Here is a 25,714-nt window from a genome sequence, read left to right on the forward strand (position 1 = left end):
CAATAAAAAAGGAGGCCAATTGACCTCCTTTTATTATAAAATTTGAAATGGATTAGAATCCAGGGTTCTGAATAAGAATGTCAGTTCCAACCAAGTCAATTTGATCTTGAGGGATTGGAACCCACTTAAACTTATCAGAATACTTAGCTCCACCCAATGCACCGGTCAAGATTGAGCCGTCCAATGCAAGGTAGAAGTCTAATTCCTCCTGAGCTACACCCCAACGAACCAAATCGTAGAAACGGTGTCCTTCCATACCTAGTTCAAGCATTCTTTCCATCATCAATGCTTTCATAGCAGCGTTCTTGTCAGTCCAAGGCGTATCATAAGTACCGATTACGTAATTGGCCGCCAAAGAATTATCCTCTCTTTTCAGCATGGAATCTGCTGCTCTTTCTCTCACTCGGTTGATATAACCTCTTGCAACGTTTAGATCACCTGCCTGGATTTCAGCCTCAGCAGCCATCAAAAGCACATCAGCAAATCGGATAATCATAAAGTTGATACCGGTGTACCCTGGAGTCCAAGAAGAGTTATCCTGGAAAGTTCCTTGTTCATCTCTAGAATACACATACTTCTTTGGAGAGTAAGGACCACCATTTGGCTGGTTTCTGATCCAAGCAGCTCCTGGGTGATCTTGCCAACCCAAGTAAGGAATTCCTCTTCTACCTACAGTGTGGTCCAATCTTGGATCCAAGTTACCTGCATCCAATGTAAATGGATCAGCACTTGTAAGGCCCATGTCATTCTTAACTCGATTCGCTGGATCATTGTAAGACTTGTCCAACAAAGGAAGTCCATTGGCATCAGTTCTGAAGGCATTTACGAAAGTAAAGCTTGGCTGGAAGAATCCACAGCAGTTACCTGGACCAGAAGGACCTGTGTTGTAAGGGAAGTTCAAGTCAAACTCAGGGTTTGCATTCAATACCGAACCAGTACCTGCAGCAGACTGATAAGCCCATACTGACTCCTCATGGTTGTCATTAGCTCCGCGGAACATGTCATCATAATAAGGAACCAAATCATACTTCAAGCCATTACTTGTAACACCGTTGTTGATTACATCAGTTAACAAAGTTTTAGCTTCAGCGTACTTGGCCTGATACAATTTAACCTTACCCATATAAGCCTTTGCAGCCCAAGAGTTTACTCTACCAACTTGAGATTGAGTTGCAGGAAGGTTATCAATTGCATACTGGAAATCGGCCTCAATGAATGGCCACAAATCCTGGTTGTTGCTGATTTCTTCCAAACCACTACCATAATCCACTGTTTCATCTACATATGGAGTATTGTTATAGTCTCTCTTCAATTCAAAGTAATAATGAGCTCTCAAGAATCTGGCCTGGGCAGCCAATCTTGTTTTATCGGCGTCAGTTACATCCGGACCTGCATTACTCAACAGACGAAGTACGTTGTTGGCACGGGCAATACCTTCGTAACAAACATTCCACTTGGATCCCATTTCACCAGATGCAGCGTTATTTTCATATCGCTGAATTGGGTTAATGGTCGTAAAATCACCGGGGTCAGTTCCTTTGTTAGCCTCACCCCCTCTGATACTTCCCCATACCCAGTTGGAAGGAGAACCCAATCTGTTTCCACGGCCATTTACCTGAGAATATGCTGCAATCAGGGAAGCCTCGATACCTGCCAAAGATGACAGCTGAGCTTCGGCCAGCAAACCTGTAGGCGCAATGTCCAAGAAATCATCGCTACAACTCACTGCTACCATCATCACTGCAGATGACAATAGGGCTCCGATTTTTAATTTAAAATTGTTCATTTGATTAATCTATTATAGTTTCTATAACTCGATTCTTTTGAATGTGTTCAGCTTAGAAGCTGACATTCAGACCGAAAGTGTAACCTCTAGTAACTGGATAGTTACCTACGTCGATACCGAATGTCAAGTCAGCGTTACCACCAACCGCAGGATCCAAACCTTCATAACCAGTAATGGTGAATAGGTTGTTTGCAGAAGCAAATAGTCTCAATCTTTCAAGATTCCACTTATCCAACAAGTTCTGAGGAAGTGTATAACCCAAAGTTACGTTCTGAAGTCTTAGGTAAGAACCATCTTCCACATAGAAAGAGTTAGCAACAGTTGATGTAGAGAAGTTAGAAGTTCTATCCACAATTGGAATAGTGGCATCCAAATTCTGAGGAGTCCAAGCATTTTTCAAACGCTCAGAGATAGCAGCACCTTCGAAAGTTGGGAAGAAGTCAGTAAACCACTTAGACTGGTTCCAAACCTCGTTTCCAATTGAAGTGTATAGGTAAGCAGAAAGATCAAGTCCTTTGTAGCTTACGGTGAAGTTAACACCACCGGTAAAGTCTGGAATTGGATTACCCAATACAGTTCTGTCATCAGGAGTAATTACACCGTCACCATCGATATCAGCATACTTGAATCGTCCCGGAGCAGCACCGTCCTGAGTTGCATGAGAATTCACGTCCTCTTGATTTCTAAACAAACCCTCTACTTTGTATCCGAAGAAGGTAGAAAGAGGCTGTCCCACTTGGTTTCTGATCGGAGTAATTCCACGATAAGCTGGATTCACGGAAGTGATCACTCTCAAACCTGGAGCAAGAGCAACGATTTCATTCTTCAATACAGAACCTGTTACGGTCAAGTTATAAGTGAATTCTGAAGAAAGGTTTCCTTTAGTAGACACCAAAAGATCCACCCCTCTGTTTAACATCTCACCGATGTTCACTGCTGGAGGAGAAGCATTGCTACCTGCAGTCAAAGGAATTGGAACAGTGAACAACAAGTCCTTGGTATCTTTTCTCCACCAGTCAAAGATTACGTCCAAACGGCCGTTGAAGAAGGTACCATCAAAACCTACGTTTTTGGTCTCTGCAGTTTCCCACTGTGCGTTAGGGTTACCAATACGGGTTCTTCTGAAACCGATTTGAGCAGAGGAGTTAGAACCAGTGATATCATAAGAAGAAGCTCCTACGTTACCACCGAATAGAGAATACTGGTTGTTAGGGTCTACGTTGTTGGAATTACCCATTTGTCCCCAACCACCACGGATTTTTAAATCATCGATCCAGGTTGCACTTTGCAAGAAAGCTTCTGAAGAAATTCTCCAAGCAGCAGAAAACGCAGGGAATGTACCATATCTAGCGTTAGCACCGAATCTTGAAGAACCGTCACGTCTTACAACTGCACTGAACAAATACTTGTCGTTGTACGCATAGTTCAAACGACCGAAGTAAGAGTTGAAGTTTACACCTCTATACAAGCTGGAGTTAACAATACGGCTGGAAACCGGAAGGTTGGAAATATTGATAAAGTCCGGATCCTTAGAGAAAGGATTCTGACCAGAAGCAGAGATATCTCTACCTGCACCTGTATTCAAAGCTTCCTGACCAGCAATTACATCAAATGCATGCTTATCAAAAGTTCTTTTCCAGCTAACAGTGTTGGTGAAAGTCCATCCGTAAACAAATCCAGATCCTTCAGAATAACCGAAAGCAGAGTTGTTTTCAGAGTTTTCATACTGCAATCTGGAGTAGTTCCAGTAGTAGTAGTTATTGTAACGACCACCGATGGAAGTTCTGAATTTCAGATCATCCAAGATGTCATATTCAGCATAAACGTTACCAAAGATATTGGCATTGAAGTTTCTGTTGTCACGCTGACCTTCTCTGTTAGCGATTGGGTTTCTTGGGTTGTTGAAACCTCTAGCAGCCGTACCAGCATAACCTCCGAACTCATCATAAACTGGGATGATGGAAGGCATACGGAAAGCTGAAAGGATATCGTTTTCATCCTGTGCTACACCTCTACCGCCATTTCCACCAGTCTGACCCAATACCTGACGGTAAGTAGCCTGGAAGTTTTCACCAATTCTCAATTTCTTGGTTACGTCGAATTCAGAGTTAGCTCTGAAGGTCATTCTGCGGAAATTGTTGACCATCATGATACCAGCCTGATCCTGGAAACCTAAACCAACAAAGAATCTACTAGTCTCAGAACCACCGTTCAAACCGATAGAATGTCTGTTCAAAGGAGCATTTCTAGTCAACTCTTTGTACCAATCAGTTCCTTCACCAGTTGCAGCTCTTACAACCTGATATACTGGACCTTTTGTAGGATCTACGTTGTAAAGTGCTCTTTGAGCTTCCAATTCAGAAGCCGAGAAAGGACCTGCCACACCTGAGGCACCTCCTACGTTGATGTAGTAAGGCAACACTGGAGTAGAACCAGAACCAAATTGAGGGTGGCTATAGTTTGGAGCTCTTCCGTCAATCGCAGCCTGGTTAGTTTCTGCCAACCAAGTATAGGTAGCAAAATCCTGAGGGTTCATCATATCCAAACCTTGGCCAGGAGTGGTAACACCGAACATACCGTTGTAATCCACTCTCAATTTCTTATCACCTCTTTGACCTCTTTTGGTAGTATAGATAATCACACCGTTAGCTGCACGAGCACCATAAATGGAAGCCGCAGCCGCATCTTTCAATACAGTAGTAGACTCGATGTCATCTGGATTCAAGAAATCTGTAGTTTCTACAGGTAGACCATCTACAATGTACAAAGGCTCATTACCACCGAAGGCACCAAAACCACGTACACGAATGATGGAAGTAGTGCCAGGCTGACCGTTGGTAATTACAGTCACACCGGATACACGACCCTGAAGAGTTTGTTCTACGTTACCAGTTGGGATTACAGTCAAGTCCTTAGGACTTACAGTTGCAATCGCACCGGTAGTTTCGCGTCTTGAGTCGATGGTATAACCAGTTACGACCATCTCGGTAAGAGTCTGCTCGTCAGGACTCATGCTCACATCAACAACGCTGCGGTTTCCTACTACTTGTTCAATAGTAGCATAACCAATAAAAGAAAATACTAAGACCGCTTGGTCATTAGGTACATTGAGGGAAAATTTACCGTCAATGTCTGTGGCGGTACCAGTGGTGGTTCCTTTTACCAGGACAGAAACACCTGGAAGTCCCACATCGTACTCATCCAGTACTGTACCAGTTACTACTCTCTGAGCGAAAGCAGCAGAACTGGCTAAAACTAAGAGCATTAGAAATACACTTAGACTTTTGTAAACATTTTTCATAAACATAGATAGATTGGGTAACAAGATTAATCTCAATTACTTGTTTGTTAATTGATAATGCAATCGTTTGCGATTATTCTCAAAATAATTGCAATAGAAGAGTCCTGAATTTCCAGGGGTCTATTGCTATTATACCTTGGTATGAATACCTGCAAAAAGGATAAAATCCTATAGGTTTGAGCGCATCTGACGATGCTACGGTTGGGGGTGAAGTCGCTAAGAAAGATAGGTCATTGGCAATCATTTTGGGTTTTACTGTTTCACTTAATTGTCAATGTTAAAGATTCTTAAACAAATTTCAAATTTCTTAGCATAAATAAAATATGGTAAAGCTCAATTTTTCCTTAGGCTTTGTTTGCCTCTTTACCTGGATTCATCATCTTTTTTTTGAAAATCGATCAAAGTCCATACTTAAAAGTCTTAATTACCAATTAATTCCAATCAAACCCTCTTTTTTTTGACCCTTTTTCCAAATGAAAAAAAATTATTTACTCGATTTATTTTTTTTATACCAATCGAAAAATCCCTCTCTGTTCCGGAATTCTTCAAAGTTGGGATCTGTCAAAATATACTCGGAAAGGAAAGAGGAGGCAGCGAGTGCTTTCTCCAACTGAATGCTGGCCACCTCAAATTGTCCACTATTAGCGGCTATCAGCGCTAAGCCATAATAACCGAATCCATATTCCCTGTTTTTTAGAACGGATTCTTCAAATGCAAGGGATGCATTCACAAAATCTCCCGCCAAATAATAAGCCAGTCCTTTATTAAATAAGTCTTTGGAATCAGAAAATGGATAATCAAAACGTAAAACTGCAAGCTTATAGTCCCCTCTCAAAATATCCAAAGCTCCGCGAAGACCTTCATTGGTTTTCAAAAACTCCGGATCTCGACTCTTGCTTGCTGCTTCTGACAGCTTAATGTAAGCCTCCCAATACGCCCCTTTCAATGCAAGGATCTGACCCATATTATAAAATAGGTAGGGATGAGGCTCGATTCTTATCCCTTGCTCAAGTAGCCGGATCCCCTCACTCCAAAGTTTTTCTCTCAAATCTGGATCCACGGTACGTTGGGCAAGCCTCATTTTGACCACTGCCAAGTTATTATAAGGCATTGAGGAATTGAAAAGCTCTGTCATCCTTGAATAAATCAACGCTTTGTCCTCTAACCTCGGGCTTTCTTCCGCTCCTTTGACCCAGTCATCAAAAGAAAGAGAGCTTACAGAGCTGGGTTTATCCAATTCCTCCTTTAAAACTGCATACTCTGATGGGGCGAGGCCTTGGTTTGGACCTGATACAATTTCGATTTTTGCGGCCCTAAGATTTGGATACAAGTCTCGGGAAACTTGTTCAAAACCAGGTATTTTTTTCAATTCCAGCTGCTGGGACAAAAAGTCCGATTCCTCCATTAAAATTGAATAGTAGCGCTCTCTTAATGCTGAAGAGATTTTATCGTAACCTGTCAATAGTAGTCTTAGATCAAACCAATCATTCCATCTGGAGTTGACTTCAATCAAATCTTCCCGAAGCAGGATATTCTCCGAAATCAACAAATCCTTTACTACCAAAGCCCTGTCCATTCCGAGTTTACTGTTTCTCCCCTCCTCCTTTTCCGGAGATTGCAAGCCGGTCACTTTAACCGATGAAACCACAGGGTTTTTCATTAAAAAGGTCCTTAGCTGATTCAATTGATTCAAATTGTTATCAGACTCTTCAAATTCAGCAGTTCCCGGATCAAACAGAATTGTAAATTCAGCTGTCTGTTGAACAGCCATTACTTCGGCCCTTTTTGAAAACATCATTCCCAACACAGGAATATCCTCTCCTGGTATCACCTGACCTATTTTTGCCAAAAAAGCTGTCGTTTTCACCCCTTGACTGATCACACGCTTTTCGTAAGGCTTTCCTGTTTTCCTTTTTCCTTGGAAAAAAATTAGCTCGAGATTTGCACCGCCCATCCAGGGTTCAAAAGCAAGTTTAAAATCTTGCTCGTAAGAATAATTGGCCAGGCCTTTTCTCAAAAAGAGTGAGCCAAGATCAAGAGACTTTTCCCCTGCCTTAAAAATCAATCTTAATTCCGGATTTCGGGGAATAACTACAGATTCGATAGGAATGGTACCCTTGACCGAAAATTGAACTGAATCCCTGAAATATTCCAACTTGGAAGGAACTACTTCCGCATCTTTCAAAAAGCGAAGTTCCTGAGCAGGGAGAGGAAGCTCCCAAAAGCAGAATAGAAATAAAATCAATATAATTTTTGGATTCGGAAACAATCGGGCCAACATTTTGCTTTACTATTTCGTCAATGTTTTTTTTGTAAATTACCAAGTACTAAACCACAAGACTATGGAAAAGCTAAAGCTGTTTTTTGAAGAAAGGGCATTTGGGGTATGCTCCAGACTGGGTGAAAAGCTCAACTTTCCTATTGATAGTATTCGGCTGTTTTTTATTTATTCATCCTTCATCACCCTTGGATCACCTGTCATTTTATATGTATCTATGGCCATGTTGATGAAAATTCGAAAGTACTTCCGAAAAATGAATAACCCCGTACTTTTTGATTAAAGATCAGAGAAGTTCCTTTTTCGGAGGATCAGGTGATTAAAAAAAACAAAGCGTACCGGACCAGTTTTTTCCACTTCAAATCCATGTTTCGGGACAATTGGATTTTTCTCAATTAATTTCCGGCTTGTCCAAAAATCCCAATAACCCCTAACTATAGCCTTTGCCAATGGCCTTTGCCCTTTGAGAAAATAGGAAAAGGCCGCCATGTATTCCAGAACAAACTTGGGTATATAAACTAGGGCAAACCTGCTTTTTGGAGCATTTTTGAAAATCATGCTTAAACTATTTCTGATATTCAGATATAGCTTTCGAGGGCTGGATCTATCCAAAGTAGCCCCTCCCAAATGGTAAACAACAGATTTTCCTGTATAACCAATTTTCCAACCTGCCTTGCGCATTCTCCAGCAAAGGTCAATTTCTTCCATATGGGCAAAAAAATGGGCATCAAACCCTTCCTGTTGGTGAAACAGGTCAGCCCTGATTGCAAAACAGGCCCCAGAAGCCCAGTCCACATCTATTGGATTATCATACTGGCCATGATCTTCCTCCACTGTATTCCAAATTCTCCCTCTACAGTAGGGATAATATAAGGAGTCCAAAAAACCTCCCCCAGCACCGGCATAATCAAACTTGGATTTATCCTGATAGGAAAGAATCTTCGGCTGGACAGCAGCGAGATCGGAATCCGATTCCAGAACTTCGATCAAATCCAAATCCCAACCCGGAACTGCTTCCACATCAGAATTGAGCAAAATATAGTATTTGTACTTCCCTTTCAGCTCCTCAAGTCCCCAATTATAACCTCCGGCATATCCAAAGTTTTCCTTGAGTAAAATAGTCTGCACGTTGGGGAATTTAGAATTCAATAGCTGGATGGAGGAATCCGTACTTGCATTGTCAATCACCCAAATATCGAATTCCGAGCCAGAAACGACAGAAGGGAGGAAGGTCTTGAGCATTTCTTCCCCATTATAATTGAGTATGACAATAGCAGCCTTTCTCATCCAAACATGCCTCCCAGATCCATGCCTGGAATATTGGGAATCATCCCTTCAGTTGCGGATTTCATGGCAGCCTTGATTTTACCGTCAATGGCCTCCATGGCAATATTCGTGGCAGCTACCACCAAATCACTGAGCATTTCCTTGTCAGAAGGGGTCAAAAGTGATTCATCCATTTCAATTTTCAGGACCTTTCGTTCACCATTTACGGTAACTTTTACCATCCCCCCTCCGGATTCCCCTTCAGCTGTGAGATAAACAAGTTTGGCTTGGGCTTCTTTTATTTTAGCCTGTGCTTCCTTCACTTTGTTCATCATATTCATGAAATCAAACATATGCTTTGTGTTTTTTATTTTAGAACTATAGACCAATTGGCCTGAATCAGGAAAGCAGCTCCACTGCCTGAAAAATAGTCAAATCCTCCTGAACACCAGTTTCAAGATTCTTCAAGGCCAAAGAATGCCTTTCTATTTCCTGGTCTCCACAAATCCCAACGTAAGGCACTCCTTTCTTACTGGCATAATCCAACTGTTTTTTCATCTTAGCCTGGTCCGGATAAATCTCAGCCCTTACCCCAGCTTTTCTAAACTGCTGAAGAACAGACAAGGCATATCTAAATCCCTTTTCGTCAAAATAGGTCAGTAATATTTTGGTGCTTTGAATACTTTCTTCAGGAAACAATCCAAGCTCTTCCAATACATCATACAAGCGATCAACTCCAAAGGAAAAGCCAACTCCGGAAACACCAGAAAGACCAAACACCCCGGTAAGATTATCATATCTACCTCCTCCACTCACAGATCCTATGGACACGTTATTCACCTTCACTTCAAATATAGCTCCGGTATAGTAGGAAAGCCCTCTGGCTAACATGACATCAAAATCCACATGGTCCAGATTTTCTCCCATGCTTTGCAGAATCCCAAACACCTCTTCCAACTCCTTCACACCCTGAAGACCTGTTTCACTGGAAGACAAGAAATCTTTCAAAAACCCAACCTTCCCTGCATAATCGGATTGAAGTTCGACCAATGGAGCTAATTTTTCAATGGAGCTATTATCGAATCCTTTTTGGGATAGTTCTTCACTTACTTTTTCCCAACCGATTTTATCCAACTTATCAATAGCAACACACAAAGGAGCTTCTTTTCCCTCCTCCCCAATTGCCTCGGCGATTCCGGTCAGAATTTTTCGGTTATTGATTTTGATGCTGTAATCCTGAAGCCCTAAGTTTGAAAATACCCTACGGATCATCAAGACGATCTCTGCCTCGCAGACCAAGCTATCCGTACCAACCACGTCGGCATCGCATTGGTAAAATTCACGATATCTCCCTTTCTGAGGCCGATCCGCTCGCCAAACAGGCTGGATTTGGAATCGCTTAAAAGGAAAAGTCAATTCATTTCTGTTCATCACCACAAATCGGGCAAAAGGAACGGTCAGGTCATACCGAAGCCCTTTTTCGGAGACTTTGGACAAAGTCGCTGATGCCCCCTTCTCCAGGTCCTCAGCCGATACATTTTTCAGGTAATCCCCGCTATTCAGGATTTTAAAAAGCAGTTGATCCCCTTCATCCCCATACTTCCCAGTAAGCGTGCTGAGATTTTCCATTGCTGGGGTTTCTATCTGGCTATATCCAAACAACTGAAAAGTATCCTTGATGGTATCCAAAATAAAGTTTCTTCGAGCCATTTGAACCGGCCCAAAATCTCGCGTACCCTTTGGTAAACTCGGCTTTTGCATGCGTTATTTTTTGGTGATTAAAGCCCAAATTTACCGAAAAAAAGCATAAATCCCCCAGTTTAAAGAGAGTTGCATAATTTATTCCAGTATTCCCTTAGGCAGAAAGGAAATGTTTACTTACCTTTGCGCTTCGTTTCGAAACAAATCATTAAAAGCATACGACCATGGCAGTTACTACTCTGAAGAGAAAATTAAGAAGAAAAAGACAAGGTCAGAACACACGTGTAATCAAGATCAAGCAACTTTGTGCGCAGCCAGTGATTAAAAACGTGGATATAGAAGAACTGAAGAAGTCTTTCGAAAAGAAATAATTTCCCATCCCGGGATATTAGTCACGAGCGGCCAAGAGCCGCTTTTTTTTTGCCTAAACTAAGACAGCTTCCCTCTTTTACCCAGTTCAGCAACCCGGAGGTTCAGCACCCTTTCTCCATCAATTTCAAAGAGCAAAAGCGTCCGCATCTGGTGAAATCCCTGCTGCCCTATTGCCCCTGGATTCATGTACAGGCAATTCAAATCCTTGTCAAACTCAACCTTGCAAATGTGGGAATGCCCACAAACAAAAATAGTAGGCCTGAATTCCTGAATTCTTTTTTTCACGCCTTTTGCATACCGAGGTGGCTTTCCTCCAATATGGGTCATCAGCACTTTGACTCCCTCTACCTGAAAGTCCTGCCATTCGGGATAAAACTCCTGGATTTCTCCTCCATCAATATTCCCATAGACTCCCCGGATAGTTTTTTCTTTGGGCAATGCCTCCATCACTTCCAGACTTCCAATATCTCCGGCATGCCAGATTTCGTCTACATTTTCCAGAAATTGTAGCGTTATGTGATCAATGTAACCGTGAGAATCAGAAATCAATGCGATTTTAGTGGACATTTGGATTGAAAGGCCTTAAATTTTTGATTCAATATGTAACTCATCCAAAAAACTTCAAATAAAATTTCATGAAAAACCTAAAAACCCTATTCCTAACCCTTTTGATGCTGGCTGCTTTTTCAGCAGTTTCCCAGGCACAATCCACTGATTCTGCAACAGTTGTAGGGGTAGAGAAATTTCAAAAAATGACTCAAAAGCACAAAAATATACTCCTTGACATCCGAACTCCGGAGGAAATGTCTGAAGGACATTTGAAGGGCGCAACCAATTTGGATTTTTTAGATGAATCATTCAGCACTAAAATTGCAGCATTGGACAAAAACAAAACCTACCTGATCTACTGCCGCAGTGGAAAAAGAACCGCCAAAGCAGGCGCAGCAATGAAGGCCGCAGGCTTCAAAAAAGTTTACATGCTGGACGGCGGAATCACCGCATGGAAAGAAAGTGGAAAACCCATAGAAGATGAGTAAAATCAAATCCATCGACCCATTTAACGGGAAATTATTAAAAGAATATAATCCATTGACTGAGTCCGAACTGGAAGCCAAAGTGGCAACCGCTTCGGACGCTTTTTTTAATTGGAGAAAAACGACTCTGTCCGAGCGGAGCAAGCAGATGAAAAACGCAGCCGAAGTACTCCGAAAAAACAAAACCCATTATGCCAAAATCATTTCTCTGGAAATGGGAAAAGTGATTCGGGAAGCTATTTCCGAAGTTGAAAAATGTGCCTGGGTTTGTGATTATTATGCAGAAAACGCAACAGACTTTTTGAAGGAGGAGCAAATTGTTTTACCCGAGGAAAAAAAGGCCAAAGTAATCTTCCAGCCTTTAGGAACGATACTGGCAGTCATGCCCTGGAATTTCCCTTTTTGGCAGGTTTTCCGTTTTGCTGCCCCTACACTTATGGCTGGAAACGTAGGACTGCTCAAACATGCTTCCAATGTACCTGAATGTGCTTTGGCAATTGAGGAAGTTTTCACCAAAGCTGGATTTCCAAAAGGAGTATTTCAGAGCCTACTGATTGATTCTACAACTACCCAGAAAATCATTGCCGACGACAGAATTCAGGCCGTCACTTTGACCGGAAGCGAAAAAGCGGGAGCTGCTGTTGCCTCAGCTGCCGGTAAGCATATCAAAAAATCCCTACTTGAACTGGGTGGAAGTGATCCATTTATAGTATTGAAGGATGCAGATTTGGAAATCGCTGTCGAAACGGCTGTCAAAGCCCGAATGATCAATTTTGGACAGAGCTGCATAGCTGCGAAACGATTTATTGTAGAAGAGCCAGTTTATGAGGAGTTTTTGAAACGATTCAAAGAGAAAATCCAGAACTTAAAATTTGGTGAACCCTTAAGTGAAGACAGTGATTTTGCCTGCATGGCAAGAGCAGATTTAGCAGAAGAACTATACGGACAAATCAGCAAATCCGTGAAAATGGGAGCCCGTGTCTATTTGGGAGGAGAAAAACCAAAGAGTGGAAGTGCACAATTTTCACCGACCATTTTGACTGATATTCCTGTCGACTCACCGGCTTTTTCTGAAGAACTATTTGGCCCGGTAGCCATTGTCTTTAAGGCTGTTGATCTGGAAGAAACCATTCAACTCGCCAATGCAACCGAATTCGGTCTGGGGGCCTCGGTTTGGACAAAGGATCCCATAAAGGCAGAAATAGCTGCTGCCAATATAGAAAGCGGCGCCGTGTTTATAAATTCCATGGTAGCCTCCAATCCTCATTTGCCATTTGGCGGGATCAAAAAATCCGGATATGGCAGAGAATTAAGCAGATATGGCATTTTAGAGTTTGTCAACACCAAAACCGTCTATCTGGGATAAGATAAGATAGGAGAAACAATCAGCCTCTTTTTGCAATTGCCCGATTCCTTTCTATTTTTACGAGCCAAAATTTTGTCTTGAACTAATGAGAGAAATACAATTTCGAGAAGCCCTGAGAGAGGCAATGTCCGAAGAAATGAGACGTGACAAAAACGTCTTTTTGATGGGTGAAGAAGTAGCTGAATATAATGGAGCCTATAAGGTATCACAAGGAATGCTGGACGAGTTTGGTCCGGATCGTGTATATGATACCCCAATCGCTGAACTTGGTTTTGCGGGACTGGGTGTAGGCGCTGCCATGAACGGCCTCAGACCCATCATTGAATTTATGACATTCAACTTTTCGCTGGTTGCGATCGATCAGATCATCAACTCAGCCGCAAAGATGTATGCCATGTCAGGTGGGGCTTATTCCGTTCCTATCGTATTCCGTGGTCCTACCGGTAATGCAGGACAGCTGGGCGCCACCCACTCTTCCAACTTTGAAAACTGGTTTGCCAATACCCCAGGATTGAAAGTAATTGTCCCATCTAATCCATACGATGCAAAAGGCCTTTTGAAAGCCGCAGTACGTGATCCAGATCCAGTGATTTTCATGGAATCCGAATTGATGTACAGCGACAAAGGGGAAGTTCCTGAGTCTGAATACTTGCTTCCAATCGGAGTAGCTGATATCAAAAGAAAAGGAAAAGACGTAACTGTTATCTCTTTTGGTAAAATGATGAAGGTGGCTTTGGAAGCCGCAGAGGAAATGGCTAAAGAAGGAATTGATTGCGAGGTAATTGATTTGAGAACCGTAAGGCCTATTGACTATGCAACCTGTCTCGAATCAGTTAAAAAGACCAACAGGGTGGTAATTGTCGAAGAGGCAAACCCATTGGCTGCAATCTCTTCCGAGCTGACCTATCACTTCCAGAGATATGCATTCGATTATTTAGATTCTCCTGTCATCAGAGTTAACTCCATGGATGTGCCTTTGAGCTACGCTCCTACTTATATTGAGGCTACCATTCCAAATGTGAAGCGGACCGTAGAAGCAATCAAAAAAGTTACTTACAGACAATAATCATCAAACAAAAAAAAACCCGACTCTAAAAGAGCCGGGTTTTTTGTTACCCAACCTATCTGTTATTACTGTTCTAAATTATTCCCAAAAGGAAAGGACAAAAGTCTTTGATGAATCAAAGACTTTTTGTCTTATTGATTAGCGATTGTTTTGAACCATTCCGCCTTCGCCGCCTCCGCCATCTTCTCCACCTTTCAAGTCATCATTATTCACTGACTTTCTTCTTCTTGGACGGTCATTCAGGCTCATCTTTCCGATTCTGTAACTGAAGTTGACCTTGAAGTTCATGTTACGCATGGCACTGGTGCTGTTCTGAATGATCGTTGGAGTAATCGTTTCATTTTTGACAACGAACTCTTTCATCAGGAAGTTTTCTGCTCCAAATCCAATTGAACCTCTTTTTTCCTTGAACTGCTTGTTGAAATTCAAACCATACATAGCAAATCCACCGCTGGTTCCCTGAAGCTGCACTCTTCTTCCTCTTGCAAACGTAAACAATTGAATCTGCCAGTTTTTGGGGAGAGTATAATTCCCAAACATTCTTCCTGAAAGTACCCAACCCTCATTTTTAGCAGCATACAATGGATCGGTCAAGCCATTGTCTAGCATTGCATAGTAAAGGTCAAATCCACCGTTCAAAGAGAACTTGTTGTTGATATTGATATTGGTAAAGATGTTGGTACCTACCGCTTGCTCTTGTCCAATGTTTTCAAAAGTGGTGTAAATGATCCCTCCGTCTCTTACAGTTCTTACAGATTGGATTGAACCTGTAGTATTTCTATAGAATCCGGTGAAATTCAACATAGTTCCTCCCATAAAGGTACTATAGCCCAACTCGTAATTATCAGTCATTTCAGGATCCAATACTGGATTACCCTGAGTCACTTGGAGTGGATTGGAGGCCTCGATGTTAGGATTAAGGAATCTCAAGGAAGGACGCTGAATTCTGCGGTTATAGGCAGCCTTGATCATGTTGCCGTTTTTCAGTTTACGGCTTGCATTCAAGCTAGGCACCAAAGTTCCATAAGAAGGAATCTCCGCAGTTAACTCATTGGCAAAATCGGCATTGATAGTTGTGTATTCGTAACGCAAGCCTGTCTTCAAGGTGTAGTTTTTCAATAAGTTGAAAGTAAGAGAAGTGTATCCTGCAGTCACATTCTGATCATAGCTGAACTCATTGCTCAACGTTGGGTCCTGCAATTCTACAAATGGCCCATTGGCACCTTCTGCCTGGAAGTAGGCAAAGTCAGAATAAGCCTTTCTCAGGATATTCTTCGCCCCGTATTCCAAAATTTGGGTTCCATTCTTTCCCAATGGATTTACAAAATCCAATTGAACTGTAAATTCCTCGTTCTTACTTGGGTTTTCATTTCTCAATTTGGAATCGATGGTCTGAAAATCATCATTGAATAAGGTATTGACAAAGGAGCTGTTTCTAGTATCTCTAGTATACAGAGTCAGCAAGCTTAACTCCTTTCCTTTTTTCTCGTAGGTTCTGGTGTAATTCAAACTCACATCCACGGAGTTCCCGTCATTTTTGCTATTGGTTTCTCTCATGGCTGTATTCACCAGGTTTCCTCCGCTAAATGTCTGACTCAAGAAGTTATTCTGCCAGTTTTGGAAATTCCTCAGGCCAAAGTTTACCGCACCGGTGATGAAATTGAATTTGTCAATTTCGTAATCCACACCGAAGTTGTATCTGCCAAACAAATCTCTTCTTTCAGTATCTGCTTTTTGGGTAATGGTGGTTTGATTTCCGTTAGGATTCAACAGCTGCTGCTCGTTTTCAAAGCGTCCCAGGATATTATATCCTGAACGACCAAACCCTCCTAAAGAGAACCCGAATTTTCCGATTCTGGCACTTCCGTTCAACCCCAAGTTGGACCCTCTAAGCCCAGCACCACTGTTGATATTCAAAGTCAAACCCTGAAGGTTGTTTTTCTTGGTCACAATATTGATTACCCCTGAGGTACCTTCTGCATCAAATCTTGCAGAGGGAGAGGTAATCACTTCTACCTCTTTAATCTGGTCAGCAGGAATTTGTCTCAAAGCATCCGTGATGCTGCTCGCTGCAATCGCAGAAGGTCTGTTATCGATCAATACAGTAATATTGGAGCTACCTCTCATGGAAACGTTGCCATCCAAATCAACGGAAAGCATGGGAACCCGTCTCAAAACATCGGTAGCATCACCCCCTGCGGTGGTCCGGTCGTTTTCTGCCTTATAGATGGTTCTGTCCACACGTTCCTCAATGAGTTCACGCTGACCCTGTACGGTCACTTCTTCCAGAGCAACTCCTTCATCGGATAGCATCAGGTCACCCAGATTAGTATCTCCGGTAGAAGATGTGATCTTGATACCTTCCACGGTCAAAGTTTCAAATCCTATAAAGGAAACCTGAAGGGAATATTCTCCGGGTTCAAAACCTGTAATAAAAAATTTCCCGTCTCCGTCGGCGACTGCTCCGGCTATGCTTGTCTCAGACCCAGCCTTGAACAAGGCTGCTGTCACATAACCCACAGGCTCTCCCGACTTGGAATCTTTTGCCACACCTACAATCCTTGCAGGCTGGCTATCTACCTCTTGAGCTTGTGCACCCAAGAATCCAAGGCTGGTAAATAAAATGAGAAAATTGAGTAGTTTTTTCATGATTTGGTTTTCAAATGTTGGGCTGTCTGCCAATAGATACAGCAAAACAAAGCTCTTGGTTTGGCAATATTTTTTGTAATAGACCACTCCCTCAGTTTCATCGACAAACTCCCAATTCTGATAGACCAATGCCTGCAAGAGAGAGAAATCAGGATTCATCTGCTGGAATTGGCTATTTGACGGGGAAAAAGCAGAATTCGTAGATTTAACTTGAAAGCAGAGCAGACTTTGTATTAGCTTGCTTCTGAAAATCAATCGCATGTCCACAATCAGCCCCAAAAAAAATCTCTCGATCCTGGTACATATTCTAGGATGGGTGATGCTCTGCATTGTTCTTCTCCTTCTTTCTCCTCTTTCCTGGAGAATGGGAGAAATCGAGGTGCCTTTAGAATACTGGGCAAAACAGCTCTTTCTTGTTGCCTTCCTGATTACGGTCTTTTATTCGAATGCCAGTATCATCGTACCAAAGATTCTGCTCAAGGGAAACAGCTACTATTATCTGCTCCTAATTTTAGTCGGAGCGGTGTTTTTTTATTTTGCGGTGATCTATTTCGAGCAGCTGATCCAGTATGGCAGACGCATGCATGAAACCTTCAGCCCAGACAGACCTTTCGACCCCAAAAGAAGATGGATCCCTGGCGATGTGTTTCAAATGCTACTTTACGTAGTGTCAATTGGACTCAGTACTTCAGCAGCCCTCGTTCAGAAATGGCAAAAGGATGATATAGCCCGTCAGGAACTGGAAAAGCAGCGGATCAATACGGAACTTTCTTACCTGAAAGCCCAGATCAACCCCCATTTCTTTTTCAACACCCTCAACAACATCTACTCACTCACCAATCTGGACATAAAAAAGGCACAGGAAGCTCTTTTGAAGTTGTCCCGAATGATGCGGTATGTGCTGTACGAAAATCTCAAGGAGGCCACATTGCTAAGCAAGGAAGTGGACTTTATACGAGACTACATTGAGTTGATGAAAATGCGAATGACTGAAAAAGTCAAATTGGACATTCAACTCGATGACCCCAAGGAAAACCAAATCATAGCGCCCATGCTGATTTTACCCTTTTTGGAAAATTGCTTCAAGCATGGAATCAGTTCCCAAAAAGAAAGTACCATTCATATCAAGCTGGAAATCATCGGAAACACTTTGTTTTTCGAAACCCGAAACCAGATATTCCCTGTAAACAGGGACAGCCCTGAAGCAAAGGAAAGTGGTATAGGCTTGGTCAACACTCAAAGAAGGCTGAGCCTTTTATATCCCAATAAACACAAGCTGAAATTTGGGAAAGATGAAGACAATCAGGAATATTACGTAAACCTGACCATCAACCTCGCATGAAACTCAAATGCATTGCAGTAGATGATGAGCCTTTGGCTTTGGATTTAGTCTGCAAATACATAGAGCAAACCGCATTCTTGGAGCTTATCGGTAAATTTTCCAACGCCATAGAAGCCCTGAGTTTTGTCAACCAACATGAAGTTCAATTGATCTTCATGGACATTCAGATGCCCGACCTTTCAGGAATGGAATTGGCCAGAGTTCTGGACGGGAAAAAGAACGAAGTCAAACCACGGATCGTATTTGCCACCGCATATCATCAATTTGCTGTGGAAGGCTATAAGGTGGATGCACTCGACTACTTGCTCAAACCCTACAGTTACGAAGAGTTCCTCAATGCAGCTACCAAAGCGTACAATTACTTTGAGAAGCAAAGCCAACCCACAAGCGTGACCAGAGTGGTAGAAGAAAAAGAGCCTGAGTACATTTTCCTCAAGGTAGAGTACCAACTCGTCAAAGTGATGCTAAAGGATATCACGCACGTAGAAGCCTATAAGGATTACGTGAAGGTCCATCTGCAATCCAAACCTAATCCCCTGCTTTCCCTGACCAGTTTGAAAAACATGGAGGAACTTCTGCCCGCTTCCAAATTCATGCGGGTTCACCGCTCTTTCATCGTGGCCTTGGATCACATTGATTCAGTTTCCAAAAACATCATCCATATTGGCAACCACCAAATCGCCGTGGGTGACAATTACAAAGAAGCCTTTTTGGAGTTTATGAGTCGCTGGATGAATTGAGACAGTTGGCAGTAGGCAGAACAAGGACTGTTTAGTATTTTTGATTATGACTGATATGCAAAAACACTTCATGCAAATGGCCATAGACCTTGGAAAAGAGGGGATGGAAGCCGGAAAGGGAGGACCTTTTGGCTGTGTGATTGTAAAAGATGGAAAAGTCATAGGTAAAGGCTGCAATAATGTATTGAAAACCAATGATCCCACAGCCCATGCCGAAGTGGTAGCGATCCGGGAAGCCTGCAAAACTTTGGGAAATTTCCAATTGGATAACTGTGAGATCTATGCCTCTTGCGAACCCTGCCCCATGTGTTTGGGAGCTATTTTCTGGGCGAGGCCTGCCCGGGTTTTTTATGCAGGAACCAAGGAAGATGCTGCCGATGCAGGTTTTGACGATGAGTTTATATACCGGGAAATCGAGTTGAATCCATCTGATCGAAAAATCCCCATGCTGACTATGATGCGGGAGGAAGCACAAAAAGTATTCGAAATCTGGAAAAACTTAGAGGATAAAACTCTTTATTAAAATCAAAAAACCCGATCCTCTCTGATCGGGTTTCATTTTTATCCGGAATTCCTCATTCCTGATTTTTGATTGATCATTCGGCTCATTTCGGCTTTTACTCGCATCCTATACTAATGGGAAAAGCTGACGCAGATTTCAAGTTCTACCTGTCCTTCAGATTCATTAAATATTTCATAAATAAACTGAGTTCCATACTGATCTTGATTATTGATCAAGGTGTCAACTGCACCCGCTGAAATAGGCATTCGGTTTAACTGAATGTCATTCTCAACAAACCCTTGCAATCGAATTGAAGCAGAATAAATTCCATCATTCATTTCCAAACCACTTGAAATAGAATCAAGATAATATTGCTCACTAATATCAATTTCTTGGCATTTGAAACCTGTACTGGATAAACAGGACGTGGTAAGCTGTAAAACCAAAAGGAAACTTATTAGGGTAAGGCGGCTATTTCTTTTCTGAGTCATATCCCTCTTCTAATCAATTTTGCCTATTGAAAATCAACATCTTTCCGGTACCAGCTTTCATAATCACCAAAACTTCGTCGGATAAGGTCTCCAAATAGTAACAGAAAGATCCCAATTCAGGATCAGTTATTTTTAAATACTTCTGATCACTTGAATCTGTACTGTATTTAGAACAGCTTTGGGAATAATCTAATATTTGATAGGTACTAGGAGTTCTAGGTAAGGCTTGGAATTCTTCTCCATATTTTTCAATTAACTGACCAGAGGCATTAAATTCCCATGTCAATTTTGGATCTTTTTCATTGATCCATACTCCAACTATAGATGGCTGTACTTCACTAGAAAAACAGAAAAAGGAGAAAACCAAAAACACCAAATTCATCATTCTGAAATCTAAAGAGGTAACAAAATAAATACAAAAAGGAAAGAACTCTTCAACTAAAAATAAATGGAATTTTAAAACAACCTCAGGATTTCAAGAAAAATCCACTTTTGATCCAAAAAAACCCGACCATCTCTGATCGGGTTTCTTTTTTATCCGGAATTCCTCATTCCTAATTTTCAATTCATCATTCAAATCACCTTCTGCCCATTCCAGGCATCATTCGGCTCATTGCGGCCTTTGCTCCGCCCATTTTATTCATCTGCTTCATCAGTTTGCGCATATCGGCAAACTGCTTCATCAAATTGTTTACCTCCGTGATATTTCTACCGGATCCAGCAGCAATTCGCTTTCTTCTGCTTCCGTCAATCACATCAGGATTTTCACGCTCAAGAGGAGTCATGCTACGAATGATAGCCTCGATTGGTTTGAAGGAATCATCGTCAATATCCAAACCTTTCATGGCTTTTCCCATTCCTGGGATCATTCCCATCAAGTCCTTGATATTTCCCATCTTCTTCACCTGCTCCAATTGGGACAGGAAGTCGTCAAAATTGAAGTTGTTCTGACGGATTTTTGCATTGATTCGCTTGGCTTCCTCCTCGTCAAAGGACTGTTGAGCACGCTCCACCAAGGAGATCACGTCACCCATTCCGAGGATTCGTTGAGCCATACGATCCGGATGGAACACATCCAGGTTTTCCATCTTCTCTCCGGTGGAGATAAACTTGATCGGCTTATTGACTACGTGTCGGATGGAAATGGCAGCACCACCACGGGTATCACCGTCCAACTTGGTCAAAACCACCCCGTCAAAATTCAGTCGCTCATCAAAGGTCTTGGCAGTATTCACCGCATCCTGACCGGTCATGGAGTCTACTACAAAGAGCGTTTCGGATGGATTCAGAGCCTTTTTCAAAGCCTCAATCTCATTCATCATCTGCTCATCCACTGCCAAACGACCCGCGGTATCGACGATGACGGTTTTCTTTCCAGTCTTTTTGGCATAGGCAATCGCGTTGTTGGCGATTTCTATAGCGTTTTTATTTTCCGGCTCGGCATAGACCTCCACTCCGATCTGCTCGCCCAGTATCTTCAACTGGTCGATCGCAGCAGGACGATAGATATCACAGGCAACCAAGAGAACCTGTCTACCCTGTTTTTTGAGGAAGGCTCCCAATTTCCCTGTGAAAGTGGTCTTACCGGAACCCTGCAAACCGGAGATCAAAATTACAGCCGGGTCTCCAGAGAGTTTGATATCCACCTTGGTGCCCCCCATGAGTTTGGTCAACTCTTCCTGGGTGATCTTCACCAACAACTGACCTGGGGAAACAGAGATCAATACATCTCTTCCCATCGCCTCATTCTTGATCTTATCGGTGACCTCTTTGGCTACTTTATAGTTAACGTCAGCATCGATCAGGGCTCTTCTGATTTCCTTGACCGTGGTTGCAACGTTGATTTCGGTGATTTTCCCGGTTCCTTTCAGGGTTTTGAAAGCCCGATCCAGCTTGAGACTTAAATTATCAAACATTCGATTTATCTACTATTTGGTGCAAAAGTAATGAATTTCATCAGGTATGGAAACCTGAATCCTTCCTATTACAGCACTAATAACACAGCGATTTGGCTTTAAATTCCTAATTTGCGCCCATTCATTTTAACTGAGAAAAATCGCCTTTCATGCAGCTGGATTTTAAAAAGGAAATACTACCCCACCTGATTGGTATAGTGGTCTTCTATTTATTGATCGTTTTTTATTTCTCCCCTCTTGTATTTGACGGTAAAGTAATCTTTCAAAGTGACATTCTTCAATGGGAAGGATCGGCCAAGGAAGTGATGGATTTCCGTGAAAACACAGGGGAAGAAGCTCTCTGGACCAATTCCATGTTTGGAGGTATGCCGGCCTATTTCATCAGCATGGAGTTTCCCGGAGACCTGACCAATGCTTTGGTCAAAGTTCTGACCCTGGGTCTTCCCCATCCGGTCAACGGTTTATTTATGGGCATGCTGGGGATGTATATTCTTCTGCTCAGCTTTGGGGTGAGGCCGGTATTTTCAATTGGGGGTGCCATTGCCTTTTCCTTCAACACCTACAATCTGCTAAGCTTGGAAGCAGGGCACAATGCCAAAATCTGGGCAGTCTGCCTTATCCCTTTGATCATTGCAGGTATTCATTTGGCCTTCGAAAGAAAAAGAATTTTGGGAGCCGCACTTTTGGCCTTGGGCTTATTACTCCAACTGAAATTCAACCACCTACAAATCACTTATTATACCCTACTCACCTCCCTGATTTATGTACTAGGAAGAATCATTTCCGACTGGAAAAAAGATAGCCTAGCGGAATTGGGGAAAACCTTTGCCTTTTTGATCTTGGGAGCCATCCTCGCTGTGGGAGGAAATTTGGGGAGATTGGCCACCGCTTTGGAATACAGTGCCTACTCCACCCGAGGCAAGGCAAACCTTGAAACAGAATCTGCAGGTTTAGACAAGGATTATGCATTCAGCTGGTCCAATGGCAAACTGGAAACCTTAACCCTATTGGTTCCAGACTTCTATGGAGGAGGAAGCCAAACTCCCTTGCCCGAAGGATCTGCATCCGAAAAAGCGCTGCGAAGCAATGGAATTGACCCTGCACAAACCAGTGGATTTGTTCAGGCAGCTCCTACCTATTGGGGAGACCAACCTTTCACAGGTGGACCGATTTATGGAGGGGTGATCCTGGTGTTTTTGGCAATATTGGGAATCTGGGCTGCACCCAAGGAAAGCCTGTATACCTTCGGTGCCATCATCCTATTTTCCCTCATGCTAAGCTGGGGTAAAAACCTTTCCTGGTTCAACTACCTCCTCTTCGACATTTTACCCGGATACAATAAGTTCAGAGCAGTCTCCATGGCATTGGGCATGACCCTTTTTGCCATACCCGTTTTGGGGATGATTTCCTTGGAAAGGCTAATAAGTAAGGGAGACCTAAAGCCCCTGTATATGGCAGGAGGGATTGTAGGAGGGCTGCTATTGATTTTGGCAGTCGCATCTGGAGCCTTTTTCAGATTTGAAGCCCCAATGGACACTAATCTGCCCGACTGGCTTGCCAATGCTCTACAGGCTGACCGAAAGTCCATGCTTCAGTCCTCAGCTTGGAAAAGCTTTGCATTTCTCGCCACATCAGTAGGATTGATCTATGCCAGCCTGATTGGAAAAATCTCTGACCGCATTTTGGGAATACTTCTACTGGCTCTGATTTCTCTGGATCTCTGGACCATTAACAGACACTACCTGAATGAAGACTCCTTTCAGGGCAATCCAAACCGCCAGTTTTTTGCGGAAACTCCTGCGGAAAAAGAAATCGCACAGGACTCTGGCTATTTCCGGGTTTTAAGTCTTACAGAATCCCTGACACAGGGAGCCAGAACCAGCTATCGTTTCCATAGTTTGGGTGGATATCATGGAGCCAAACTAAGACGCTATCAGGACCTCCTTGATCACAGCCTTCAGCAGGAACTCCAGGATTTCATCGGGAAAGCTCAGGAGGGGAATTTTGACTGGGCAGGAATTGGGGTGATAAATATGCTCAATACCAAATATCTGATTGCTGGCAAGGACGCCAATTCAGTCTTTGAGAACCCGGAGGCTAATGGGCCGGCATGGGTTCCTTCAGAGATTCTGGAAGTTTCATCCAATCAGGAAGAAATGGATCTACTTGCCAATCTGGACACTAAAAACCAGGCAACCCTTAATCAGGAAGAGTTTAATTCAGTAGAAGCGGGATCTGGTCAGATCCAACTTCTTTCCTATCAACCCAATGAGTTGAAATACCAAGCCGAAATGGCAAAAGGGGGACTGGCTGTCTTCTCTGAGATTCATTATCCCAAAGGCTGGACAGCTACCATAGATGGGATAGAAAGTCCAATTTTGAGAGTAGACTATCTGTTGAGAGGACTGGAAATTCCGGCAGGAAATCACGAAATACAATTCACCTTTGCACCAACAAGCTACACAGCCACCAAAACCCCAATGGTAATTTTCCAGTACCTGATTCTGGTAGCCTTAATTGGAGGTGTGTTTTTTACCCTGAAAAAAGAAAATGGAAGATCCCAAGGATAAAGTCGTCAGTTTCTACGATCAATTTGCAGAGAAACAGGAAAAGACCGGTATCAATTCTCGTCACCTTAGTATCTTGGACAAGGTGATGGAAGCTGGGCTTCAAGCTCACCATCGGGTATTGGAAGTCGGCTGTGGAATCGGCACTGTCTCCCATTTGCTTGCCGGACAGGTAAAAAAAGGAGAAGTTCTCGCGGTGGACATCTCTCCTGAAAGTATAGAAAAGGCAAGGATATTATGGAAGGATCAGAAGAACCTGAAATTTGAGGTTTCTGATATGTCTGATTTCGACAAAGGGGAACTGAAGTTTGACTTTTTTGTGTTTCCAGATGTATTGGAACATATCCCAGTGGATCAACATCAGGCACTTTTCCAAAAAATCCAAAAGCATTCCCATCAGGATTCGGTAGTCTTCATTCATATTCCTGCACCTCGATATCTGCAGTGGATGATTGAAAACGAACCGGAGAAACTGCAGGTCATAGACCAACCTCTAGATTCCGGAGACCTGATCAAAGGCCTAACCAACAATGGTTTTTTCCTGGAAAAAATGGAAACCTACGCCATTTTCTTTGAGGAAAAGGACTATCAGTACTTTGTATTTCGGGCTGCAAAACCTCTCCAGAAATCAACAGCAAGAAGCAAATGGGAGATTTTGAAAGAAAGAATCAGCATACGCCTGAAACATGGCATCATCAATTAACTATCCTACTAATGAAAATTCAGGAAAATGCAGTCGTGGGACTGACCTACGAACTCAAAGTCAGCAAAATCCAAGACGAAATCGAATCGGTGCCATTCAGTGTGGAAATCCGGGATGAAGACGACCCATTTTACTTCCTATTTGGCCAAAGTGGTCTTCCCGAAAAGTTTGAAGAACTGCTCGACGGAAAAAAGGAAGGGGATGAATTTACCTTTTCCCTGACCAAAGAAGAAGCTTATGGAGAACCAGACGATGAACTGATCATCACCCTTCCCAAAGATCAGTTTTCCAAGGAAAGAGGATTTACAGAAGACATGATCAAAGAAGGAGAATTTCTTCCTTTGGTAGATGAAAATGGATATTCCATGCAGGCCAAGGTACTGAAAGACCTGGGAGAAAACCTTCTACTCGACTTCAATCACCCCTTGGTGGGATTTGACCTTCACTTTGAAGGGACAATCATAGAAGTCCGTGAAGCTACCCAAGACGAACTTTCACATGGTCATGTTCATGGCGAACATGGTGCTCACGACTAATCGGAACAACCTCTAATTTAAAGTGCATGGATTTCATGCACTTTTTTTTTGCCTGATGGAAATGGCGGAAAACCAAGTCACCTCCCTTTTATATCCAA

22 protein-coding genes are annotated in these 25,714 nt (G+C 42.6%); 11 read left to right on the forward strand and 11 right to left on the reverse strand.

Going from position 1 to position 25,714, the window contains the following annotated elements:
• Window positions 1-52: 52 nt before the first annotated feature.
• From P2G54_RS06325 to P2G54_RS06335, 3 genes are all read right to left on the reverse strand, one after another.
• The gene (locus P2G54_RS06325; RefSeq protein WP_275869309.1) at window positions 53-1,786 is read right to left on the reverse strand and encodes a RagB/SusD family nutrient uptake outer membrane protein; all 1,734 of its coding nucleotides are present in this window, start codon (window positions 1,784-1,786) and stop codon (window positions 53-55) included.
• Window positions 1,787-1,838: 52 nt separating this feature from the next.
• Window positions 1,839-5,093 carry a TonB-dependent receptor gene (locus tag P2G54_RS06330; RefSeq protein WP_275869311.1) on the reverse strand — a complete coding sequence of 1,085 codons (3,255 nt, stop codon included), beginning with the start codon at window positions 5,091-5,093 and terminating at the stop codon, window positions 1,839-1,841.
• Between the two features lie 478 nt (window positions 5,094-5,571).
• Window positions 5,572-7,332 carry a hypothetical protein gene (locus tag P2G54_RS06335; RefSeq protein WP_275869313.1) on the reverse strand — a complete coding sequence of 587 codons (1,761 nt, stop codon included), beginning with the start codon at window positions 7,330-7,332 and terminating at the stop codon, window positions 5,572-5,574.
• 97 nt (window positions 7,333-7,429) lie between these two features.
• Here P2G54_RS06335 and P2G54_RS06340 point away from each other — a divergent pair, with 97 nt between their 5' ends.
• Complete coding sequence (locus P2G54_RS06340; protein ID WP_275869315.1) at window positions 7,430-7,648, forward strand: PspC family transcriptional regulator; 219 nt, start codon at window positions 7,430-7,432, stop codon at window positions 7,646-7,648.
• Here the strand turns inward: P2G54_RS06340 and P2G54_RS06345 are convergent.
• From P2G54_RS06345 to hisS, 3 genes are read right to left on the reverse strand one after another with little or no spacing between them, the layout of a single operon-like run.
• Window positions 7,645-8,652: a glycosyltransferase family 2 protein gene (locus P2G54_RS06345; RefSeq protein WP_275869318.1), complete on the reverse strand. Its 1,008-nt coding sequence runs from the start codon at window positions 8,650-8,652 to the stop codon at window positions 7,645-7,647. The genes P2G54_RS06340 and P2G54_RS06345 overlap by 4 nt on opposite strands.
• The gene (locus P2G54_RS06350) at window positions 8,649-8,984 is read right to left on the reverse strand and encodes a YbaB/EbfC family nucleoid-associated protein (protein ID WP_275869320.1); all 336 of its coding nucleotides are present in this window, start codon (window positions 8,982-8,984) and stop codon (window positions 8,649-8,651) included. The genes P2G54_RS06345 and P2G54_RS06350 overlap by 4 nt, the downstream gene beginning before the upstream one ends.
• Window positions 8,985-9,030: 46 nt before the next feature.
• Complete coding sequence (gene hisS / locus P2G54_RS06355) at window positions 9,031-10,392, reverse strand: histidine--tRNA ligase (RefSeq protein WP_275869322.1); 1,362 nt, start codon at window positions 10,390-10,392, stop codon at window positions 9,031-9,033.
• 164 nt (window positions 10,393-10,556) lie between these two features.
• Here hisS and P2G54_RS06360 point away from each other — a divergent pair, with 164 nt between their 5' ends.
• The gene (locus tag P2G54_RS06360; protein WP_275869323.1) at window positions 10,557-10,703 is read left to right on the forward strand and encodes a hypothetical protein; all 147 of its coding nucleotides are present in this window, start codon (window positions 10,557-10,559) and stop codon (window positions 10,701-10,703) included.
• Between the two features lie 58 nt (window positions 10,704-10,761).
• On the opposite strand, the gene P2G54_RS06365 is transcribed toward P2G54_RS06360, so the two are convergent.
• Window positions 10,762-11,271, reverse strand: a complete 510-nt coding sequence (locus tag P2G54_RS06365) for a metallophosphoesterase family protein (protein WP_275869325.1) — start codon at window positions 11,269-11,271, stop codon at window positions 10,762-10,764.
• Window positions 11,272-11,339: 68 nt separating this feature from the next.
• Here P2G54_RS06365 and P2G54_RS06370 point away from each other — a divergent pair, with 68 nt between their 5' ends.
• The 3 genes from P2G54_RS06370 to P2G54_RS06380 all read left to right on the forward strand — a co-directional run bounded on the left by P2G54_RS06370 (window position 11,340) and on the right by P2G54_RS06380 (window position 14,170).
• Window positions 11,340-11,741, forward strand: coding sequence for a rhodanese-like domain-containing protein (locus P2G54_RS06370; RefSeq protein WP_275869327.1), 402 nt, complete (start codon window positions 11,340-11,342; stop codon window positions 11,739-11,741).
• Entirely contained in the window at window positions 11,734-13,104 is a 1,371-nt protein-coding gene (locus P2G54_RS06375; protein ID WP_275869328.1) for an NAD-dependent succinate-semialdehyde dehydrogenase, read from the forward strand. Before P2G54_RS06370 ends, P2G54_RS06375 begins: the two co-directional genes overlap by 8 nt.
• An 85-nt stretch (window positions 13,105-13,189) precedes the next feature.
• Window positions 13,190-14,170 carry a pyruvate dehydrogenase complex E1 component subunit beta gene (locus tag P2G54_RS06380; RefSeq protein ID WP_275869330.1) on the forward strand — a complete coding sequence of 327 codons (981 nt, stop codon included), beginning with the start codon at window positions 13,190-13,192 and terminating at the stop codon, window positions 14,168-14,170.
• A 138-nt stretch (window positions 14,171-14,308) separates the two neighbouring features.
• Here P2G54_RS06380 and P2G54_RS06385 read toward each other — a convergent pair whose 3' ends face one another.
• Window positions 14,309-16,978 carry a TonB-dependent receptor gene (locus tag P2G54_RS06385; RefSeq protein WP_275869332.1) on the reverse strand — a complete coding sequence of 890 codons (2,670 nt, stop codon included), beginning with the start codon at window positions 16,976-16,978 and terminating at the stop codon, window positions 14,309-14,311.
• Window positions 16,979-17,078: 100 nt separating this feature from the next.
• On the opposite strand from P2G54_RS06385, the gene P2G54_RS06390 reads away from it, so the two are divergent.
• From P2G54_RS06390 to P2G54_RS06400, 3 genes are read left to right on the forward strand one after another with little or no spacing between them, the layout of a single operon-like run.
• Complete coding sequence (locus tag P2G54_RS06390; RefSeq protein WP_275869334.1) at window positions 17,079-18,161, forward strand: sensor histidine kinase; 1,083 nt, start codon at window positions 17,079-17,081, stop codon at window positions 18,159-18,161.
• Window positions 18,158-18,901 (forward strand): LytTR family DNA-binding domain-containing protein, encoded by a 744-nt coding sequence (locus P2G54_RS06395; protein WP_275869336.1) that lies wholly within the window; start codon window positions 18,158-18,160, stop codon window positions 18,899-18,901. Before P2G54_RS06390 ends, P2G54_RS06395 begins: the two co-directional genes overlap by 4 nt.
• Window positions 18,902-18,947: 46 nt before the next feature.
• Window positions 18,948-19,424: a nucleoside deaminase gene (locus P2G54_RS06400; protein WP_275869338.1), complete on the forward strand. Its 477-nt coding sequence runs from the start codon at window positions 18,948-18,950 to the stop codon at window positions 19,422-19,424.
• Between the two features lie 110 nt (window positions 19,425-19,534).
• Here the strand turns inward: P2G54_RS06400 and P2G54_RS06405 are convergent, their stop codons facing one another.
• The 3 genes from P2G54_RS06405 to ffh form a co-directional block, all read right to left on the reverse strand.
• Window positions 19,535-19,669, reverse strand: coding sequence for a hypothetical protein (locus tag P2G54_RS06405; RefSeq protein WP_275869340.1), 135 nt, complete (start codon window positions 19,667-19,669; stop codon window positions 19,535-19,537).
• 238 nt (window positions 19,670-19,907) lie between these two features.
• Complete coding sequence (locus tag P2G54_RS06410) at window positions 19,908-20,261, reverse strand: hypothetical protein (protein ID WP_275869342.1); 354 nt, start codon at window positions 20,259-20,261, stop codon at window positions 19,908-19,910.
• A 211-nt stretch (window positions 20,262-20,472) separates the two neighbouring features.
• Window positions 20,473-21,810, reverse strand: a complete 1,338-nt coding sequence (ffh, locus tag P2G54_RS06415; protein ID WP_275869344.1) for a signal recognition particle protein — start codon at window positions 21,808-21,810, stop codon at window positions 20,473-20,475.
• Window positions 21,811-21,959: 149 nt separating this feature from the next.
• Here ffh and P2G54_RS06420 point away from each other — a divergent pair, with 149 nt between their 5' ends.
• The 3 genes from P2G54_RS06420 to P2G54_RS06430 are packed head-to-tail and all read left to right on the forward strand — an operon-like array spanning window position 21,960 to window position 25,616.
• On the forward strand, window positions 21,960-24,380 hold the full coding sequence (locus P2G54_RS06420; protein WP_275869346.1) for a YfhO family protein: 2,421 nt from the start codon (window positions 21,960-21,962) through the stop codon (window positions 24,378-24,380).
• The gene (locus P2G54_RS06425) at window positions 24,361-25,080 is read left to right on the forward strand and encodes a class I SAM-dependent methyltransferase (RefSeq protein ID WP_275869348.1); all 720 of its coding nucleotides are present in this window, start codon (window positions 24,361-24,363) and stop codon (window positions 25,078-25,080) included. The genes P2G54_RS06420 and P2G54_RS06425 overlap by 20 nt, the downstream gene beginning before the upstream one ends.
• Window positions 25,081-25,091: 11 nt before the next feature.
• Window positions 25,092-25,616: an FKBP-type peptidyl-prolyl cis-trans isomerase gene (locus P2G54_RS06430; RefSeq protein WP_275869350.1), complete on the forward strand. Its 525-nt coding sequence runs from the start codon at window positions 25,092-25,094 to the stop codon at window positions 25,614-25,616.
• The last annotated feature ends 98 nt before the right edge of the window (window positions 25,617-25,714 follow it).

The organism is Algoriphagus sp. CAU 1675 (assembly GCF_029222925.1).
GTDB lineage: Bacteria > Bacteroidota > Bacteroidia > Cytophagales > Cyclobacteriaceae > Algoriphagus.